The sequence below is a fragment of the Streptomyces sp. NPDC051173 genome (assembly GCF_040689515.1).
GTDB lineage: Bacteria > Actinomycetota > Actinomycetes > Streptomycetales > Streptomycetaceae > Streptomyces.
This window is the reverse complement of record NZ_JBFBBD010000050.1, coordinates 33,540-51,647: the sequence shown is the minus strand read 5'-3', so window position 1 is coordinate 51,647 and position 18,108 is coordinate 33,540. Positions and strand designations below refer to the sequence as shown.

General features: G+C 68.2%; 16 protein-coding genes and 1 tRNA gene. 6 read left to right on the top strand and 11 right to left on the bottom strand.

Annotated elements, in window-relative coordinates; genetic code table 11:
- Positions 1–554: hypothetical protein (locus AB0435_RS23680; protein ID WP_366427896.1), on the bottom strand; the 554-nt coding region annotated here is incomplete at its 3' end.
- Positions 555–913: 359 nt separating this feature from the next.
- Between AB0435_RS23680 and AB0435_RS23675 the strand changes: the two genes are divergently transcribed.
- Both AB0435_RS23675 and AB0435_RS23670 read left to right on the top strand, forming a co-directional pair.
- Positions 914–2,419 (top strand): pyridoxal-dependent decarboxylase, encoded by a 1,506-nt coding sequence (locus AB0435_RS23675; protein WP_366427895.1) that lies wholly within the window; start codon positions 914–916, stop codon positions 2,417–2,419.
- Positions 2,416–3,888 (top strand): SidA/IucD/PvdA family monooxygenase, encoded by a 1,473-nt coding sequence (locus tag AB0435_RS23670; RefSeq protein WP_366007096.1) that lies wholly within the window; start codon positions 2,416–2,418, stop codon positions 3,886–3,888. The genes AB0435_RS23675 and AB0435_RS23670 overlap by 4 nt, the downstream gene beginning before the upstream one ends.
- Here the strand turns inward: AB0435_RS23670 and AB0435_RS23665 are convergent.
- On the bottom strand, positions 3,844–5,655 hold the full coding sequence (locus AB0435_RS23665) for a 5'-nucleotidase C-terminal domain-containing protein (protein ID WP_366427894.1): 1,812 nt from the start codon (positions 5,653–5,655) through the stop codon (positions 3,844–3,846). The genes AB0435_RS23670 and AB0435_RS23665 overlap by 45 nt on opposite strands.
- Positions 5,656–5,802: 147 nt before the next feature.
- Between AB0435_RS23665 and AB0435_RS23660 the strand changes: the two genes are divergently transcribed.
- The 3 genes from AB0435_RS23660 (at position 5,803) to AB0435_RS23650 (ending at position 9,009) form a co-directional block, all read left to right on the top strand.
- Positions 5,803–6,501 carry an SIMPL domain-containing protein gene (locus AB0435_RS23660; RefSeq protein WP_366427893.1) on the top strand — a complete coding sequence of 233 codons (699 nt, stop codon included), beginning with the start codon at positions 5,803–5,805 and terminating at the stop codon, positions 6,499–6,501.
- 145 nt (positions 6,502–6,646) lie between these two features.
- Complete coding sequence (gene pyk / locus AB0435_RS23655; protein ID WP_366427892.1) at positions 6,647–8,068, top strand: pyruvate kinase; 1,422 nt, start codon at positions 6,647–6,649, stop codon at positions 8,066–8,068.
- Positions 8,069–8,274: 206 nt separating this feature from the next.
- Positions 8,275–9,009 (top strand): class I SAM-dependent methyltransferase, encoded by a 735-nt coding sequence (locus AB0435_RS23650; RefSeq protein ID WP_366007100.1) that lies wholly within the window; start codon positions 8,275–8,277, stop codon positions 9,007–9,009.
- Here the strand turns inward: AB0435_RS23650 and AB0435_RS23645 are convergent, their stop codons facing one another.
- Positions 9,010–9,783, bottom strand: coding sequence for a helix-turn-helix domain-containing protein (locus tag AB0435_RS23645; RefSeq protein WP_366007101.1), 774 nt, complete (start codon positions 9,781–9,783; stop codon positions 9,010–9,012).
- A gap of 109 nt (positions 9,784–9,892) precedes the next feature.
- Positions 9,893–9,965, bottom strand: a tRNA-Leu gene (locus AB0435_RS23640).
- Positions 9,966–10,065: 100 nt separating this feature from the next.
- Between AB0435_RS23640 and AB0435_RS23635 the strand changes: the two genes are divergently transcribed.
- Positions 10,066–10,713 (top strand): response regulator, encoded by a 648-nt coding sequence (locus AB0435_RS23635; RefSeq protein WP_366007102.1) that lies wholly within the window; start codon positions 10,066–10,068, stop codon positions 10,711–10,713.
- Between the two features lie 53 nt (positions 10,714–10,766).
- Here the strand turns inward: AB0435_RS23635 and AB0435_RS23630 are convergent, their stop codons facing one another.
- From AB0435_RS23630 to AB0435_RS23600, 7 genes are all read right to left on the bottom strand, one after another.
- On the bottom strand, positions 10,767–11,483 hold the full coding sequence (locus AB0435_RS23630) for an ABC transporter ATP-binding protein (protein WP_366007103.1): 717 nt from the start codon (positions 11,481–11,483) through the stop codon (positions 10,767–10,769).
- Positions 11,480–12,340 carry an ABC transporter ATP-binding protein gene (locus AB0435_RS23625; RefSeq protein WP_366427897.1) on the bottom strand — a complete coding sequence of 287 codons (861 nt, stop codon included), beginning with the start codon at positions 12,338–12,340 and terminating at the stop codon, positions 11,480–11,482. The genes AB0435_RS23630 and AB0435_RS23625 overlap by 4 nt, the downstream gene beginning before the upstream one ends.
- 5 nt (positions 12,341–12,345) lie before the next feature.
- Positions 12,346–14,157, bottom strand: coding sequence for a branched-chain amino acid ABC transporter permease (locus AB0435_RS23620; protein WP_366007116.1), 1,812 nt, complete (start codon positions 14,155–14,157; stop codon positions 12,346–12,348).
- A 5-nt stretch (positions 14,158–14,162) separates the two neighbouring features.
- A complete protein-coding gene (locus tag AB0435_RS23615) occupies positions 14,163–15,095 on the bottom strand; it encodes a branched-chain amino acid ABC transporter permease (RefSeq protein WP_366007104.1) in 933 nt (310 codons plus the stop codon).
- A gap of 91 nt (positions 15,096–15,186) precedes the next feature.
- Positions 15,187–16,422, bottom strand: a complete 1,236-nt coding sequence (locus AB0435_RS23610; RefSeq protein ID WP_366427891.1) for a branched-chain amino acid ABC transporter substrate-binding protein — start codon at positions 16,420–16,422, stop codon at positions 15,187–15,189.
- A gap of 392 nt (positions 16,423–16,814) precedes the next feature.
- On the bottom strand, positions 16,815–17,219 hold the full coding sequence (locus AB0435_RS23605; protein WP_366007106.1) for a hypothetical protein: 405 nt from the start codon (positions 17,217–17,219) through the stop codon (positions 16,815–16,817).
- A gap of 346 nt (positions 17,220–17,565) precedes the next feature.
- The gene (locus tag AB0435_RS23600; protein WP_366007107.1) at positions 17,566–18,024 is read right to left on the bottom strand and encodes a PaaI family thioesterase; all 459 of its coding nucleotides are present in this window, start codon (positions 18,022–18,024) and stop codon (positions 17,566–17,568) included.
- Positions 18,025–18,108: the final 84 nt, after the last annotated feature.

Here is an 18,108-nt window from a genome sequence, read left to right as displayed (position 1 = left end):
CCGAGGCGAGAGCGTCGGGCGTGATCTCCGCCAACGGGGCGGGCACACCGGGCAGCGAGGTGTGGATGACCGTCCGTATCCGTACGCCCGCCGGCCACCGGCTCACCGGAGATCCGGCCCGCCAGCTCCGTCGCCAGCACACCGACCTGCTCACGCAGCTCGGCCTCCGCGACCGCACGCTCCGCGTCGATCACCGCGTGCCCGGCGGAGATGATCTCCTCGCGCTGCCGCTGACCCTCGGCCCGCAGCTCCGCGATGATCGCCGTACCCTGCTCCACCGACTCCTGACGCAGGCGAGCGGCCTCGTGCCGCGCCTCGGCCAGCAGCTCCTGGTACTCGGCGTGCACCCGCGCGGCCTCCGCGCGCGTCGCCTCCGCCTCGTCGAAACGCCCGCCCGTGGCCTTCTCGCGCTCGACGAGGACCTTGCTGATCCGGGGGAGGAGCACCTTCGCCATCACGGCGAAAACAATGAAGAAGAGGACGAACCCAAGGACGAGCGGCGCGGGCTCGGGCTTGAGCGGCCCTACGTCGAGAGCGAGAAAGTTCATGGCCATAGGTGCAGATTAGTCGACGCCGCGCCCGAAGTCCGCCCCGCACCAGTGCCTGTCCGGCGGATCTTGTGGCCGGTTCTGCGGGTGGTGCCGTCCGCACCACCGCTGCGCGGCGGTGTCCTCACACTCCCCCAGCTACCGCTGGGAGGTGCCCCAACAGGCTTGATGTGGCTGATGCGAGTGCCCAATTCAGCACGCGGGAGCACCTCTCCGCCTACCAGACCCAACTCCCCGCCGTCGCACGGCCTACCACCATCGGGCGAAACTCCTCCGGACCCCGGTCACCGAACGTGCGTCGAAAGTAACTTGATGCAGTTACTGCCCGCTCACCTCCGCGAGACAGCCCAAAGGGGGCACCAGCATTGCCCGAGACCACACTCCCGCCCCTCGCCGGAGGCACCGAGGGACCCTCGGCACTCCGCCCCCTCCTCGACACCGTCCTCGACGCCCTCACCCAAGGCGCCACCACCCGCGCCGGCCCCATCCCCCACGGCGGCCCCCACGCCGTCACCGCACGCGTACGCGCCACCGGCCCCGCACTCCCCACCACCGGCACCGGCCCCCACGAAGCCCTCCACACCCTCGTACGCACCCTCGCCGAAGGCGCCGCCGACCCCGCCGACCCCCACTGCGCCGCCCACCTCCACACCCCACCGCTCGCCCTCGCCACCGCCGCCGACCTCGCCGCCTGCGCCCTCAACCCCTCACTCGACTCCTGGGACCAGGCACCCGCCGCCTCCGCCCTGGAAACCGAGGTCCTCCGCGCCCTGGCCGCCCTCGCCTACCCCCACCGCCCCGCACCCGACGCCGTCACCACCACCGGCGGCACCGAGTCCAACCACCTCGCCCTCCTGCTCGCACGCGAGGAAGCGAAAGGCGCGCCCCCGGCCACCACACCCGACGGCGCACACCACCCGGCGGCCGGAATCACCCCCGGAACCACGCACGGCACCACCACGTACGACTCCTCGTACGGCACCTCACCCCGACCCGACCGCACCCTCCGCGTCATCTGCGGCGCCAACGCCCACCACAGCATCCACCGCGCCACCTGGCTCCTCGGCCTCCCCGCACCCCACGTCCTGGCCACCCCCACCGGCACCATCGACCCCGCACACCTGCACACCGCGCTCTACGCCCACCACGCCACCCCCACGCTCGTCGTCGCGACCGCGGGCACCACCGACACCGGCCGCATCGACCCCCTGCCCCACCTCGCCGACCTCTGCGACACCCACCACGCCCGCCTCCACATCGACGCCTCCTACGGCGGCCCCCTCCTCTTCAGCGACACCCTCCGCCCCGCCCTCCACGGCCTCGACCGCGCCCACACCATCGCCATCGACCTGCACAAACTCGGCTGGCAACCCATCGCGGCCGGCCTCCTCGCCGTCCCCGACAGCACCGCCCTCCACCCCCTCGCCCACCGCGCCGACTACCTCAACGCCCCCGACGACACCGACGCCGGCCACCCCGACCTCCTCGGCCGCTCCCTGCGCACCACCCGCCGACCCGACATCCTCAAGATCGCCGTCACCCTCCGCGCCCTCGGCCGCACCGGCATGGGCCGTCTCGTCGAACGCGTCTGCGCCACCGCACACCACCTCGCCGACCTCATCGACGCCCACCCCCGCTTCGAACTGCACGCCCGCCCCACCCTCAGCACCGTCCTCTTCCGCCCCACCGGCACCGACGACCACACCATCGCCACCATCCGCCGCCGCCTCCTCCACCACGGCCACGCCGTCCTCGGCCGCGCCACCACCCCCGACGGCCTCTGGCTCAAGACCACCCTCCTCAACCCCCACACCACCACCCACCACCTCCGCACCCTCCTCAACCTCGTGGAAGGCCACATCAACCCATGAACAACCCCAACCCCCCGAAAAAGACCCCCCGCACCACCCCCGACACCCCCCAACCAGGCCCCCGCACCACCCCCGACCAACCCCTCGACATCGCCGGCATCGGCATCGGCCCCTTCAACCTCTCCCTCGCCGCCCTCGCCCACGGCCTCCCCGACCTCCGCACCGCCTGCTACGACCAGACCCCCACCTTCCGCTGGCACCCCGGCCTCCTCATCGACGGCACCGCCCTCCAAGTCCCCTTCCTCGCCGACCTCGTCACCCTCGCCGACCCCACCAGCCCCTGGAGCTTCCTCAACTACCTCAAGGACCGCGAACGCCTCTACCCCTTCTACTTCGCCGAGCGATTCCACATCCAACGCGCCGAATACGACGCCTACTGCCGCTGGGTCAGCCAATCCCTCCCCGGCCTCCACTTCGGCCACCAGATCGACGCCCTCCGCTGGAACCCCGAACGCAACCTCTTCGAAATCGACTACACCCAACTCGACACCGAAGGAGAAGCCGAAGCCCTCGGCCGCGCCTACGCCCGCAACCTCGTCCTCGGCGTCGGCACCACACCCCACATCCCCGAACCCCTCCGCCCCCTCAGCGAAGCCCCCAACGTCCCCGTCATCCACTCCGCCGACTACCTCGACCACCGCGAGAAAATCCTCGCCGCCGACCACATCACCGTCATCGGCTCAGGCCAGTCCGGCGCCGAAGTCTTCCTCGACCTCCTCCGCAACCGCCCCACCGGCCGCGAAAAACTCCACTGGCTCGCCCGCACCCCCGCCTTCGCCCCCATGGAATACAGCAAACTCGGGCTCGAACAATTCACCCCCGACTACACCCGCTACTTCCACGCCCTCCCCGAAGGCGTACGCAACCAACTCCTGCCCCAGCAATGGCAACTCCACAAAGGCATCGCCGCAGAAACCCTCGCCGACATCCACGAAGAGCTCTACCGCCGCAGCCTCCACGGCGGCTGGCCCGACACCGTCCTCACCCCCGGAGTCTTCGTCCGCACCGCCGGCCGCGTCGGCACCACCCGCGTCGAACTCCACCTCGAACACGCCCAGCAAGGCACCCGCTCCCGCATCACCACCGACGCCGTCGTCCTCGCCACCGGCTACCGCGAACGCCGCACCGACACCCTCCTCGCCGCCCTCGACCCCTACATCCGCCGCGACCACAGCGACCGCCCCCGCATCGACGAGAACCACCGCCTCGTCCTCGACCCCCTCGTCAAGGGCGCCGTCCACGTCCAGAACGCCGAACGCCACACCCACGGCATCGGCACCCCCGACCTCGGCCTCGCCGCCTGGCGCAGTGCCGTCATCCTCAACGCCATCACCGGCAAGACCGCCTACCCCCTCCCCGAACGCACCGCCTTCACCACCTTCGGCCTGGAGCCGCGGCCACAGCCACGACCCCGGACCACCACCTCAGAAGACCGGCGCACCATCCCGCGTCAACTTCCAGTCCACTGAGGCGAAACGCCCCACATCGATCGCCCCCTGGGCCCGCACCCACGAGATGATCGTGTTACGGATCTCCTCCGAATTCGCCCACACCTGCTTCGCCCGAGCGACATGCGGAAAATTCCCCCCGCCACTCGCCCGGTAGTTGTTCACCGCCAGCACGAACCGCGCCGCGTCGTCCAGCGGCTTCCCGTCGAAGACCAGCTTCGAGATACGCGCCCCCGGCGCCTTCGCGATGTCGATCTCGTACGAGAGGCCGCTGACCACGTCATAATTGAAATCCGGGATGTTCTCCGCATTCGTCAGCTTCGCCGGATCCACCGCCCCACCCGGAGCCGTCCGCACGTAATACCGCGCCGAGAACTCCAGATACTCCCGTATCTGAGCCCCCGTCAACACCCGGGCCTCCAGCGTGTTCTCGAACGGATACAGACCCGCCACCTCCCGGATCGTCACCTTCCCCGCCGGTACCCCCGCCGTCCGCGAGAAACACGACGCCTGCGACAACACCGGCAACCCCGCGTACGCCGACCCCCGCAACGCCGCACGCACCGTCTCCACCTGCACATGATTGATGAAATCGATCACCGGCGTGTCCTTGTACGCCGCCTCCGCCGCACTCATCGCCGCCGACGACGTACCGATCACCTGATTCACATACGCCACCACCTTCCGGTGCTCACCCCGCAACAACTGAGTGATCTTCCGGTCCTCGGCGACCGTATTCGAATTCAGCACCCTCGCCCCCACCGAGGCCACCCGCCAACAACCCTGCTCCCACACCAGATCGAAGTCGAACACCGTCAACCGCTGCCCCCACTTCAACGGCTCCGACAACACCACCTCCTTACCCGACTCCTTGTTCACCACCCGGCGCTCGGGAATCTCCACATGCGCATGCCCCACCAAAATGGCATCGATCCCCGGCACCCGCTCCGCCACCAACGCCGCCGCATTCTCCACATACGGCAACTGATCCCCGTACGACGACGTACCACTGGCCCCCGAATGCGCCGCGACGATCACCACATCCGCACCCATCGACCGAAGCTTCGGCACCCACTTCGCCGCCTGCTCCTCCAGCCCCGGGAACACCATCTTCCCCTGCACATTCGCCTTGTCCCAGATAGCGATCCCCGGATTCGTCAACCCCAGAACCGCCACCCGCACATCCCGCCCGAACGGCGCCCGCACCCGCTTGATCACATACGGCGGAAAAGCCGGACGCAACGTCTTCGCATCCAACGCGTTGGCACCCAGCAACGGGAAATGGCACTGCTCCTCGAACTTCCGCAGCACCGGAATACCGTAATTGAACTCGTGATTCCCCAGCGCCGCCGCGTCATACCCGATCGCATTCATCGCCCGCGCCATCGGATGCACCGGACCGTGCGCCTTCGTGATCGGATCCACCCGCGCGTAGTAATACGACAGCTGAGTACCCTGAATCGTGTCACCCGCGTCGATCAGCAGCGTATTCCGCCGCCCCTTCTCCCGCCGCACCTCGTTCACCAGGGTCGAGACCTTCGCCAGCCCCACATCGTTGTGCGCCTGGTCATCGAACTCCGCATCCGTGAAATAGTCCCAGTTGAAGACATTCCCGTGCAGATCCGTCGTCCCCAGCACCGTCAACGCGTAATGCCGGCCCCGGCCACCACCCGAGCCGGCCACCGCCTCCCGCGCCTCGGCCGACCCGGCACCCACCGACCCCACCAGCGCGACACCCGCACCCGTGGCAGCCGTACGCCCCAGGAAATTCCTCCGGTTCAACGACACGTCAACTCCTAGAATCTCGCAGCTCAACTCACCGACAACGCGCGTAGATTCTGGCGTCGGACACCCCAACCGCAACACCCCCACAAGGTTGCGAAACGGTGACTCCCACATGGCGCCCCCACGCCCCCGACCTGACACCCTGACCCCATGACCACACCCGCACCACTGCCCTACGGCACCCCCGACAGCCCCCGACTCGCCGTCCGCGGCGAAGCCCGCCTCGAAGTCGACCCCGAAATCGCCCACATCGACATCACCATCAGCGCCCGCGGCACCGACCGCACCACAGCGCTCAACGACCTCACCCGCCGCAACAACCACACCCTCGACCTGCTCAAGAGCTACGGCGACACCGTCGAAAAACTCGAGACCGGCACCTTCACCCTCACCCCCCAACTCACCGAAAAAGGCCGCCACGAACGCATCCACGCCTACCACGGCACCGTCCGCCTCACCGCCACCCTCAGCGACTTCACCACCCTCGGCGAACTCACCACCCGCCTCGCCGCACTCGACCTCACCCGCGTCGACGGCCCCTGGTGGGCACTGCGCCCCGACTCACCCGCCCACCGCGAAGCCCGCCAGCAAGCCGTACGCGAAGCCGTGCAACGCGCCCGCGAATACGCCGGCGCCCTCGGCGCCCAGCTCGTCGCGCTCGTGGAACTCGCCGACCTCGGCGCCGAGAACATGGCCCCCGCCGGCCCGCCCCCCGCCCCCGGCGGCCTCATGCGCTCGGCCGGCTACGGCGGAGCCGCCCCGGCCCCCGCACTCGACCTCGAACCCCAGCGCCAGAACGTCTACGCACAGGTCAACGCCCGATTCACCATGACGCCCCCCGCACTGTAGAGACCCATGCGCGGGGCGTGCGCGAACGCTCATCGGAGCACCCCCGCGCACGTTTCACTAATTGTCAACGAGCTTTTACCCAACGGACGTTGGGGAGTTGGACTCGACCAATTCTCTACCCACCGGTAGGTCATAAGGTCGTGCCATGCGCCGAGCAAAAATCGTCTGCACCCTGGGACCGGCCACCGACTCGTACGAGCAGATCAAGTCACTCGTCGAAGCCGGAATGGACGTCGCCCGGTTCAACCTCAGCCATGGCACCTACGTCGACCACGAGGCGCGGTACCACCGAGTACGCAAGGCCGCCGAAGAAACCGGCCGCAGCATCGGCATCCTCGCCGACCTTCAAGGCCCGAAGATCCGCCTCGGCCGATTCCGCGAAGGCCCCGTACTTCTTGAACGCGGCGACGAGTTCACCATCACCGTCGAGGACATCGAAGGCGACCGTCACCACTGCGGCACCACCTACGACGGCCTCGCCGCCGACGTCACCAGGGGCGAACGCATCCTCGTCGACGACGGCCGCGTCACCCTCGAAGTCACCAACGTCGACGGCCCCCGCGTACGCACCATCGTCATCGAAGGCGGCATGGTCTCCGACAACAAGGGCCTCAACCTCCCCGGCGTCGCCGTCTCCGTCCCCGCCCTCTCCGAGAAGGACGTCGAAGACCTCCGCTGGGCCATCAGGACCGGCGCCGACATCATCGCCCTCTCCTTCGTCCGCAGCGCCGACGACATCCGCGACGTCCACCGCGTCATGGACGAGGAAGGCCGCCGCCTCCCCGTCATCGCGAAGATCGAAAAGCCCCAGGCCGTCGAGAACCTCCCCGGCATCGTCGACGCCTTCGACGGCATCATGGTCGCCCGCGGCGACCTCGGCGTCGAAATGCCCCTCGAAACAGTCCCGATCGTGCAGAAGCGCGCCATCAAACTCGCCCGGCGCAATGCCAAACCGGTGATCGTCGCCACCCAAATGCTCGACTCCATGATCGACGCCTCCCGCCCCACCCGCGCCGAAGCCTCCGACGTCGCCAACGCCGTCATCGACGGCACCGACGCCGTCATGCTTTCGGGTGAGACCAGCGTCGGCAAATACCCCGTCGAAACGGTCAAGACGATGGGCCGCATCGTCGCGGCGGCCGAAGAGGACGTCCTCGCCAAGGGCCTCCCGCCCCTGAGCGAACGCGGCAAGCCCCGCACCCAGGGCGGCTCCGTCGCCCGCGCCGCCGCCGAGATGGGCGACTTCCTCGGCGCGAAGTACCTCGTCGCCTTCACCCAATCCGGTGACACAGCACGCCGCCTGTCCCGCTACCGCTCCCCGATCCCCCTGCTGGCCTTCACCCCCGAGCCGGCGACACGCTCCCAACTCAACCTCACCTGGGGCGTGGAGACCTTCCTGGGGCCCATGGTCCAGACGACGGACGAGATGGTGAAGCAGGTCGACGAACACCTGCTGAAGATCGGCCGCTGCCAGAAGGGCGACATGGTCATCATCACCGCCGGCTCCCCACCGGGGGTCGCGGGCACGACGAACCTCGTGCGGGTGCACCACATCGGAAAGGAGTGAAAAACCCGCTCCAACGCCGCCCGGAATGGCCCCGGGACGGCCTTCGCCGGGGGAACGGGCGACCACGCGCACGGGACGAGGGCGACGGGACCAAGCCCCTCACGCCCTGCCCCCAGGGGCCTTCCCACACGCTCGCGCCATCCGGCCTGAGCTGGGCTTTCACCTCGTACGGCCGTACTGTCCCCCCAAGCGAAAAGGGGGACCGGATGGACCGGAACATACGCACGGTCGACGACGTACTCAAGCTCCTGGACGGCCTGTTCGCGCCCGAAGCCGACCGCTGGACGGCCGACGGGGCCACTTGGTGGGACGGCTTCTACACCGACCGCTCGAAGCCCGTGCCGTTCTTCGTCGCCAAGCCGGACGAGAACCTGGCCTCGTACATCGACCGCGGACTGATCACCCCCGGCCGGGCCCTCGACCTGGGCTGCGGCCCGGGCCGCAATGCGCTGCACCTGGCCGCACTGGGCTTCCAGGTGGACGCGGTCGACCTGTCTCCGACAGCCATCGCCTGGGCCGAGGAACGCGCCCGCGAGGCCGGTGCCGACATCCGCTTCCACTGCGGCGACGCGTTCGCCCTGGCAGGGACCGAACTGACGGGCCCGTACGACCTGATCCACGACTCGGGCTGCTTCCACCACCTGCCGCCTCACCGCCGCGTCAGCTACCGCGCGCTTCTTGAACGCGCGCTGGCTCCGGGCGGCCATCTGTCGCTCGCCTGCTTCGCCTCCGGAGCGATGGGCTCCGAACTCCCGGACCCGGCCTTCTACGACCGGACCGGCCTCCGGGGCGGGCTCGCCTATACACCGGAGTCCTTGCGCTGGATCTTCTCCGACCTGGAGGAGGTCGAACTCCGGCGGATGCACGATGAATTGCCGGAGTCCGCGTGCTTCGGTGAGCCCTTTCTTTGGACGGCGCTGTTCCGCCGAGGGGTGGGATAGTCAGTATTTGGGGCCTATGTGGGCGTCCATGAGGGCTACGGAGTCGCGGCGGGCTACGGAGATGTTGTACGGATCCTTGCCTCGCCGAGTGGTTTTCCACTCGACTCCGACCTTGTCTAGGGCGTCGGCGTAGAGGCGCAGGATGTCCTCCGATTTGTTGGTGAAGAGGTATCTCGGGTACTCGTAGCGCTTGTTCTCGCCCCTGACGAGGCGGATGGTCCAGTTCGTCACGCGGCAGCCGTCGGAGTGGATCAAGCCGCGTATGAACTCCCAAGGGTGTGTGTCCACAATGCGTTGTTGCCACGCTTCGAGAGCGATGCGTCGTTCGTGCTTCTTGCCCGGGCCATGCTGAGGGAACAAGCACGGCCAGTGCTGGCTGTACGACTTGACCTCGACGCAGCCGTCTCGCTGCCGTTGGTTCACGCTGGGCAAGGACATCACCTTGCGCATGGCGGCTTCAGCGCTCTCGATCAGGCCGGGCCAGGCGTCAGCGCAGTAGATGGACAGGTGGTGTTGCTTGGGTTTGGAGATTATGTGGCCATCGCCGAGATAGAGGCCCAACAAGTAGGCGTATGCCGGGCCATCGAGTTCCTGGTTGGTGCACCTGGGGCAGTCGGTCGGATGGACGAAGACCTCGCCATGATGTCGCCGATCCTCGTACCGCCACCAGCCGACTGTGCCTGGAGGGACGCCGAGCTGTTCGGCCACGGCTCGGTTGGCCATGCCTTGCCGCATCAGAGTCACGGCGCGATTGCGCGTCTGGGAGTCGTACATGGCTACGAGATTGGCTGGATTCAAGCCATGCCGAGCTGGTTCGAAGACGCGTTCACCGGAGCGAGTGAAGATCGCCAATCAACGGTGAATCTTGGAAATGAAGGTGAAGTGCCCCGAGTCGGATTCGAACCGACGCTGTATGGGTTTTGAATCCATGGCCTCTACCGCTGGGCTACCGGGGCTAGCCTACGAAACCAAGGTTAGCGGAAACCTGCTGTGCGTCAAACATACCGCAGCTAGGTAGGCTCATGGGGCACCACCTGCCCTTGATCGAGGAGACCCGTGACCGCCGCCGAGCCCACGCCGCCCGTCGACGACGAGCCGCAGCACACCCCTCCCCACATCACCCGCGTCGTGATCGCCGAGGACGAGGCCCTCATCCGGCTCGATCTCAAAGAGATGCTCGAAGAAGAGGGCTACTCCGTAGTCGGCGAGGCGGGCGACGGGGAGACCGCGGTCGCGCTCGCCCGGGAGCACAAGCCGGACCTGGTCATCCTCGATGTGAAGATGCCGGTCCTGGACGGGATCTCCGCCGCCGAGCAGATCGCCGCGGACTCGATCGCGCCCGTCCTGATGCTCACCGCCTTCTCGCAGCGCGACCTCGTGGAGCGGGCCCGGGACGCCGGGGCGATGGCGTATCTCGTGAAGCCGTTCAGCAAGAGCGACGTGGTGCCGGCCATCGAGATGGCGGTGTCGCGCTTCACGGAGCTGAAGGCGCTGGAGCGGGAGGTCGCGGACCTCTCCCAGCGGCTGGAGACGCGGAAGCTCGTGGACCGGGCGAAGAGCGTTCTGCAGACGCAGTACGGGCTGACGGAGCCGGCCGCGTTCCGGTGGATCCAGAAGACGTCGATGGACCGTCGGCTGTCCATGCAGCAGGTGGCCGAGGCGGTCATCGAGGACGCCGAGGAGAAGAAGGCCAAGGGGCAGTAAGCAGCAGAGAGAAAGGGCCCGCGTCGTTCCGGACGCGGGCCCTTTCGTATGGCTCAGTCCTCGCCCAGATACGCCTTTCGCACCGATTCGTCGTGCAGCAGATCCGCGCCGGAGCCGGAGAGGGCGATCTTTCCGACCTCCATCACATGACCCTGGTCGGCGAGCGACAGTGCCGCCTGGGCGTTCTGCTCGACGAGCAGGATCGTGGTGCCGGTGGCCTTGAGTTCGGCGATGGTCTCCATGATCTTCTGCATCATGATCGGGGAGAGGCCCATGGAGGGCTCGTCGAGCATGAGGAGCTTGGGGCGGGACATCAGGGCCCTGCCCATGGCGAGCATCTGCTGTTCGCCGCCGGAGAGGGTCCCGGCGGCCTGCTTCGCTCGTTCGCCGAGGATGGGGAAGAGCTCGTAGGCGCGCTGGATGTCCCGCTGGATGCCTCCCGTGTCCTTGCGGAGGAACGCTCCGAGCTGGAGGTTCTCGGCGATGGTGAGGCGCGGGAAGATGTGGCGGCCTTCGGGGGAGTGGGCGAGTCCGCGGGCGACGATCTCGTGGGCGGGAGTGCCGAGGATGCTGCGGCCGTCGAAGCGGACGGTGCCGCCGAGTGGCTTGATGAGGCCGGAGAGGGTGCGGAGCGTGGTGGTCTTCCCGGCGCCGTTGGTGCCGATGAGGGTGACGATGCGGCCTGTCTCGACGGTGAAGGTGATTCCCTTGACGGCTTCGATCTTGCCGTAGGCGACGCGGAGGTTCTCGACCTCCAGGAGGGCGGTCATCGGTCTTCCTCCGGGGAGGCGTGGGCGGCTTCCGCTTCGGCTGCTTCGACTTCGGCGACTTCCTCCTGGCCGGGGGCGCCTTCGAAGGGGGTGCCGAGGTAGGCGGCGATGACGCGTTCGTCGGCCTGGACGGTGTCCGAGGTGCCTTCGACGAGTTTTTCGCCCTGGACGAGGACGGCGACGCGGTCGCAGAGATTGAAGATGAAGCGCATGTCGTGCTCGATGACGAGGACGGCGGTGCCTTGTGCGCGGATGGCGCGGACGAGTGCCTCGGTGGCGCGGGTTTCCTGGGGGTTCATTCCGGCGGTGGGTTCGTCGAGGAGGAGGAGTCCGGGGTCGCTGGCGAGCGCGCGGGCGATTTCGAGCTTGCGCTGTTCGCCGTAGGGGAGGTTGCGGGCGAGGTGGTCGGCCTTGTGGGTGAGGCCGGTGAAGTCGAGGAGTTCCAGGGCGCGTCGGGTGGAGGCGGCTTCGGCGCGGTGGAATCGCGGGCTGCGGAGGAGGGCGGCGAGGAGTCCTTCTTTGGTGCGGGTGTGGCGGCCGACGAGGACGTTTTCGAGGACGGTCATGTTGGCGAAGAGCCGGATGTTCTGGAAGGTGCGGGCGATGCCGGCCCGGGTGACGAGGTGGGGTTTGGGCGGGAGGACGGTGTCGCGGTAGGTGACGGTGCCTTCGGTGGGGCGGTAGAGGCCGGTGAGGCAGTTGAAGAAGGTGGTTTTTCCTGCCCCGTTGGGGCCGATGAGTCCGACGATCTCGTGCTGGTGGACGGTGAGGTCGACGGTGCGTACGGCGGTGAGTCCGCCGAAGCGCATGGTGACGCCGGTGGCGGTGAGGACGGGGGCGCTGTGGGTGGTGTTCATGGTGGTCACGCCTCCGCCTTGGTGATGCCGAGGGATCCGGTGGCGTCCTCGTGGTATTCGAGTTGTTGCCTGCGGTTGGGGATGAGGCCTTCGGGGCGGAAGCGCATGAGGAGGATGAGGGCGAGGCCGAAGGCGAGGAGTTGGTAGTCGTGGAGGAATTGGAGTTTCGCGGGGATGAGGTAGAGGAGCGCGGCGCCGAGGAGCGGGCCGCGGATGGTGCCCATGCCGCCGAGGATGACGGCGGCGAGGAGGAAGGCGGAGTTGGGGGGTACGGGGCCGGCGAAGACGTATTGCTCGGGTACGACGGTGTAGGCGACGTGGGCCTGCACGGTGCCAGCGAGTCCGGCGAGGGTGGCGCCGAGGGCGAAGGCGAGGAGTTTTAGGCGGAAGCTGTTGATGCCCATGGCGGTGGCGGCGGTCTCGTCCTCGCGGATGGCGATCCAGGCGCGGCCGATGCGGGAGTTGCCGGCTCGGCTGAAGACGAGGACGACCAGGATCGTGATGAGGAGCATGAGGAGGTAGTAGTTGGCGAAGGGGTTGAGGGTGATGTTGCCGAGGGTGTGGGTGGCGCCGAAGTTGTAGCCGAAGAGCTTGAGGTCGGGGATGTTGGGGATGCCGTTGGGGCCGTTGGTTAGGGAGGGGCCGGATTCGCCGTTGAGGTTGCCGACGGTGATGCGGAAGATCTCGCCGAAGCCGAGGGTGACGATGGCGAGGTAGTCGCCGCGGAGGCGGAGGGTGGGGGCGCCGATGACGATGCCGAAGGCGAGTGAGGCGGCGGCGCCGGTGAGGACGGCGGCCCAGAAGGGGAAGTGGACGCCGAGGGTGGAGGCGGTGGAGCCGGAGACGAGGGCCGCGGTGTAGGCGCCGACGCCGAGGAAGGCGACGTAGCCGAGGTCGAGGAGGCCGGCGAGGCCGACGACGACGTTGAGGCCGAGGGCGACGGTCGAGAAGATCAGGATGTTGACGGCGATCAGGGTGTATTGGTCGGTGGACTGGGTGAGGGGGAAGAGGGCGGCGGCGACGAAGGCGGCCGTGATGGTGATGTTGCGGTGTTTGTCGGTGAGTTCGGTGAGCCTGGTGACGAGTCCGGCTTTGCGGAGAGCGAGGGTGGTGAAGGCGCCGATGATGAGGAAGCCGGTGAAGAGTTCGCCGTAGCCGGTGCCGATGCCGTAGGTGACGAGGTGGAGGGCGATGCCGAAGGTGGCGGCGATGATGAGGATCTCGGCCCAGGCGGGGAGCGGCTGTGCGGTGGGGAGGGGACGGTCGGTGCGGCCGGGCCGGACGGTGCGCAGTGTGCCGCGGAGTGCGGTGGCCAGGGGGGCGGGCAGGGTGGCGAGGCGGCTGCCGGGCGGGTAGGAGGCGGCGGTGCGGCGGTCGATGGGGAGGCCGAGGGCGCCGGTGAGGGTGAGCAGGGTGGCGAGTGCGGCGACGTAGCCGCCGGGTTCGAGGTTGGCGAGTCCGCCGAGTTGTACGGCGATGGCGGCCAGGGTGTACCAGGTGGTGGCGAGGGTGCCGGCGGCGAGGTAGGTGGTGGCGTCGTGGCGTCGGGTGGGGTTGAGCCAGCGGAGTCCGGGGGTGGGCCGGGTGGCGAGGGTGAGGGCGAGGGTGAGGAGGGCTCCGGTGAGGGTGAGGAGTTGGAGTCCGCCGGGGTAGCCGTTGACGGTGAGGTTGCCGGGGAAGGCGGTGGTCCAGGTCCAGGAGAGGAAGGTGGAGGCGGCGGTGAGGAGGGCGCCGGTGGCGGTGAGGGCGCGGGCGGCGGTGAGGGGGAGGGGGATGACGGGGGTGGTTTCGAGGGTGGTGTCGGTGTGTGGGGTCATGGTGGTCACGCCCGATCCGCGACGCGTTCGCCGAGCAGTCCTTGGGGCCTGATCAGCAGGACGAGGATGAGGAGGACGAAGGCCCAGACGTCTTTCCAGCCGCCGCCTCCGAGTTGGTGCATGCCGGGGATGTTCTGGATGTAGGTGGTGGAGGCGGCTTCGGCGATGCCGAGGACGACTCCGCCGAGCATGGCGCCGTAGATGTTGCCGATGCCGCCGAGGACGGCGGCGGTGAAGGCTTTGAGGCCGAGGATGAAGCCCATCTCGAAGTTGATCTGGCCGGCGCGGAGTCCTTGGGCGACGGCGGCGACGGCGGCGAAGGCGCCGCCGATGGCGAAGGCGAGGACGATGATGCGGTCGGTGTTGATGCCCATGAGTTTTGCGGTGTCGGGGTCCTGGGCGGTGGCCTGCATGGCGCGGCCGGTGCGGCTTCTGGCGACGAAGAGGCCGAGGGCGAGCATGCAGAGGGGTGCGGCGATGAGGACGAAGAGGTCGTCGCGCTGGATGTGGATGTTGTTGGCGAGTTCGAAGGCGTCGCCTTGGAACTGGGGGAACGCGCGGGATTTCTTGGCGTCGGGGTAGAAGGCCCAGACGGTTTGCTGGAGGGCGATGGAGAGGCCGATGGCGGTGATGAGGGGGGCGAGGCGGGGGGCGTTGCGGAGGGGGCGGTAGGCGAAGCGTTCGGCGGCGGTGGCGATGGCGACGGAGGCTATGGCGCCGCCGATGAGCATGAGGGGGAGGGCGGTGGCGAGTGTGGTGCCGTCGGGGAGCCAGAGGTGGATGGTGAGGGCGCCGAAGGCGCCGATCATGACGATCTCGCCGTGGGCGAAGTTGATGAGTTGGACGATGCCGTAGACCATGGTGTACCCGATGGCGATGAGGCCGTAGAGGGCACCGAGGGCGAGTCCGCTGACCAGCGTTTGCGGTAGTTGGTGCACCGCGGGCCTCCGATGTGGGTGTCGGATGTGGGTCCGCGCGAGGGCGTGGTGGTGGCGTCCTCGCGCGGTGGGGTGGGGGCCTTGAGTCGGGTCAGTCCTTGAAGGTGGCGCTCTTGATGGAGTGCCAGGTGTCGCCCTGGACTTGGTAGACGGTGAGTTGTTTGTTGGTGGTGTCGCCGAATTCGTCGAAGGAGACCGTGCCGGTGACTCCGTCGAAGGAGATCTTGCTCATGGCTTCGGTGACTTTGTCGCGGGCGTTGGCGGGGAGCTTTCCGTTGTTGTCGGCCACGGTTTTCTTGACGGCTTGGACGATGGCCCAGGCGGCGTCGTAGGAGTAGCCGCCGTATGCGGCGTAGGGGTCTTTGTAGCCGGCGTTCTTGTAGTTCTTGACGAAGGTTTTGGCGGAGTCGAGTTGGTCGACGGGGTAGCCGACGGAGGTGCCGAGGTCGCCGTCGTTGCTTTCGCTTGAGGCGGTGATGAAGGCGGGGTCGTAGATGCCGTCGCCGCCCATGAGGGGGATGTGGGCGCCGGCCCTTTTGACTTGGTCGGCGAGGAGGCCGCCTTCGGGGTACTGGCCGCCGAAGTAGACGATGTCGGCGCCGGAGTTCTTGACTTTGTTGGCGACGCTGGAGAAGTCGGTTTCCTTGACGGTGATGTGGTCGGTGCCGACGACCTGGCCGCCCAGGTGTTTGAATTCTTGGGCGAAGATGGAGGAGAGGCCGACGCCGTAGGTCTGTTTGTCGTCGACGACGAAGGCTTTGGTCTTCTTGGCGTCGTTGTGGGCGTATTGGGCGGCGAAGCGGCCTTGGATGATGTCGGTGGTGGCGGTGCGGAAGTAGGTCTTGAAGGGGCGGGTCTTCTGGCCTTTGAGCCAGTTGGGGCCTTGGCTGAGTTCGGGGCTGGTGTTGGCGGGTGAGACCTGGGTGAGGCCGGCGCGGGCGAAGACGCCTTGCATGGACTGGCTGACGCCGGAGTTGAGGGGGCCGACGACGCCGAGGACGTTCTTGTCGGCGACGAGTGTGGTGGCGTTCTGCTGGCCGGAGGCGGGGACGGCCTGGTCGTCGAGGGGTTCGGTCTTGAAGGTGATGCCCTTGACTTCTTTGTTGTCGTTGGCGGTGCGGGCGGCGAGGTCGACGGAGTTCTTGATGCCTTGGCCGAGGGCGGAGAGCGATCCGGTGAGTGGGGCGTCGACGCCGATGACGACGGTGGCCTTGGTGCCGTTGTCGTGGTCGGCGCCGCTTTTGTCGTCGCGGGATCCGCATGCGCTGAGGGTGAGGGCCCCGGTGGCGATGGCGGTGGTGAGGACGAGTAAGGAGCGGTGTCGCAAGGCTGGAGTCCTTTCCCTGGCGCGGCTTCCTCTGCTGAGGTGCCGTGTCGCCCGCCGGGCGGGTGGGAAGGCGGGGGTTCGGGTCGTGCGGCGCCCGGGGGGTGGTGACTGGCCGTGACTCTAGGGGTGTGCGGCGGCGGGTGGCAGAGGTGCTGGCCATGATGTGACTGTCTTGTTATGCCGCAGGTCACTTGGGGGTGTCGCTGTAGCAGTATTGCGCGGACAGTCTTCGCCTTTGGGGTGAATGGCATCATCCAGATAGTGCGAAGGTGCAGTTCCACTCATGCTTCGGTGGCGCGGCGGGGTCCGGCGTGGGTGGTGCCGGCCGAGGGGATCGCGGGTGGGGAGGAGTGGGTGCCCTCGGTGCCGTGCGGCGCAGGTGTCACGCAGTGTTATGTGGGTGGGGGGCGCCAGTTCTCGGAGCTGTGGGTGGCGCCGTCGGCTGCCGTGCAGCGCTGATTCGCCTGATGCTCTATCAGTTTCCGGGCCGCGTCGGTGCCGTGCCGCTGTTGTTCGGCGCGGGCCGCCCGGACGATGTCGTCGTAGATGACGTACTGGTCGTTGGACAGGCCCTTTTGTTCCCAGTCGAGTCCGGCCCAGTGGCCGCCGGTGAGGTCCTGTCCGGCCCAGTAGGTGATGAGCTCGGTGCACACCTGGACGGGTGGGGCGGTGCGGGTGGCGGCGCTGTGGCCCTCGCCGTGGGTGTCGGAGCAGCCGGTGGCGAGGGCGGTCGTGAGCAGCAGGGTGCCGATGGCGGTGGGCAGCCGTCGGGGTGTCCGGTGGGTGGGGTCCCTCATGGCCGAAAGGTAGGGCGGGGCGGCCGGGTGGGGAAGGGGGTTCGGCCGGTTGACGGCCGGCGTGTGGCACGGGGCCTGTGTCCGGTGGGTTGTTGCCGGTCTGCGGGCCGTCTGCCGCCTGCGGCGGATGCGCCCTGTGGGCGCGTGCTCAAGCTCCCCCGGCTCCTGCTGGGAGGTGCCCTCAAAAGTGCCCCTACGGGCCGAATTGCGCGCCTACATCAGCCAACTCAAGCCCGTGGGGGCACCTCCCAGCGTTAGCTGGGGGAGCTTGAGGACACTGCCGCGCAGCGGTGGTGCGGATGACACCACCCGCGGACGACCGAGGACAAGAGCCACCGGACGCTGCCTACGCGTCGGCGGCGCGCAGCACGCAGGTGAGGCGGGCGGTGCAGACGCGCTTGTCCTGGTCGTCGGTGATGACGATTTCGTAGGTGGCGGTGGTGCGGCCGCGGTGGACGGGGGTGGCGACGGCGGTGATGAGGCCGGAGCGTACGCCGCGGTGGTGGGTGCAGTTGAGGTCGACGCCGACGGCGATCTTGCCGGGGCCGCCGTGGAGCATGGCGCCGACGGAGCCGAGGGTTTCGGCGAGCACGGCGGAGGCGCCGCCGTGCAGGAGGCCGTACGGCTGGGTGTTGCCCTCGACGGGGAGGGTGCCGACGATGCGGTCGGGGGAGGCTTCGAGGACCTGGAGGCCCATGCGGTTGCCGAGGTGGCCCGCGGAGAAGAGGGTGCGCAGGTCGTGTCCGCTGCCGGCCCATTCGTCGAGGACCTGCTGCGGGAACGTGGTCTGGCTCTGCTCGCCCATGGGTCCGGCTCCGTTCGTCCTTGGTCGTTGCGTGGTGAACGTCTTATCAGGTGGGTGGGGGCGGTGCCGGAGCCGGGTGGGTGA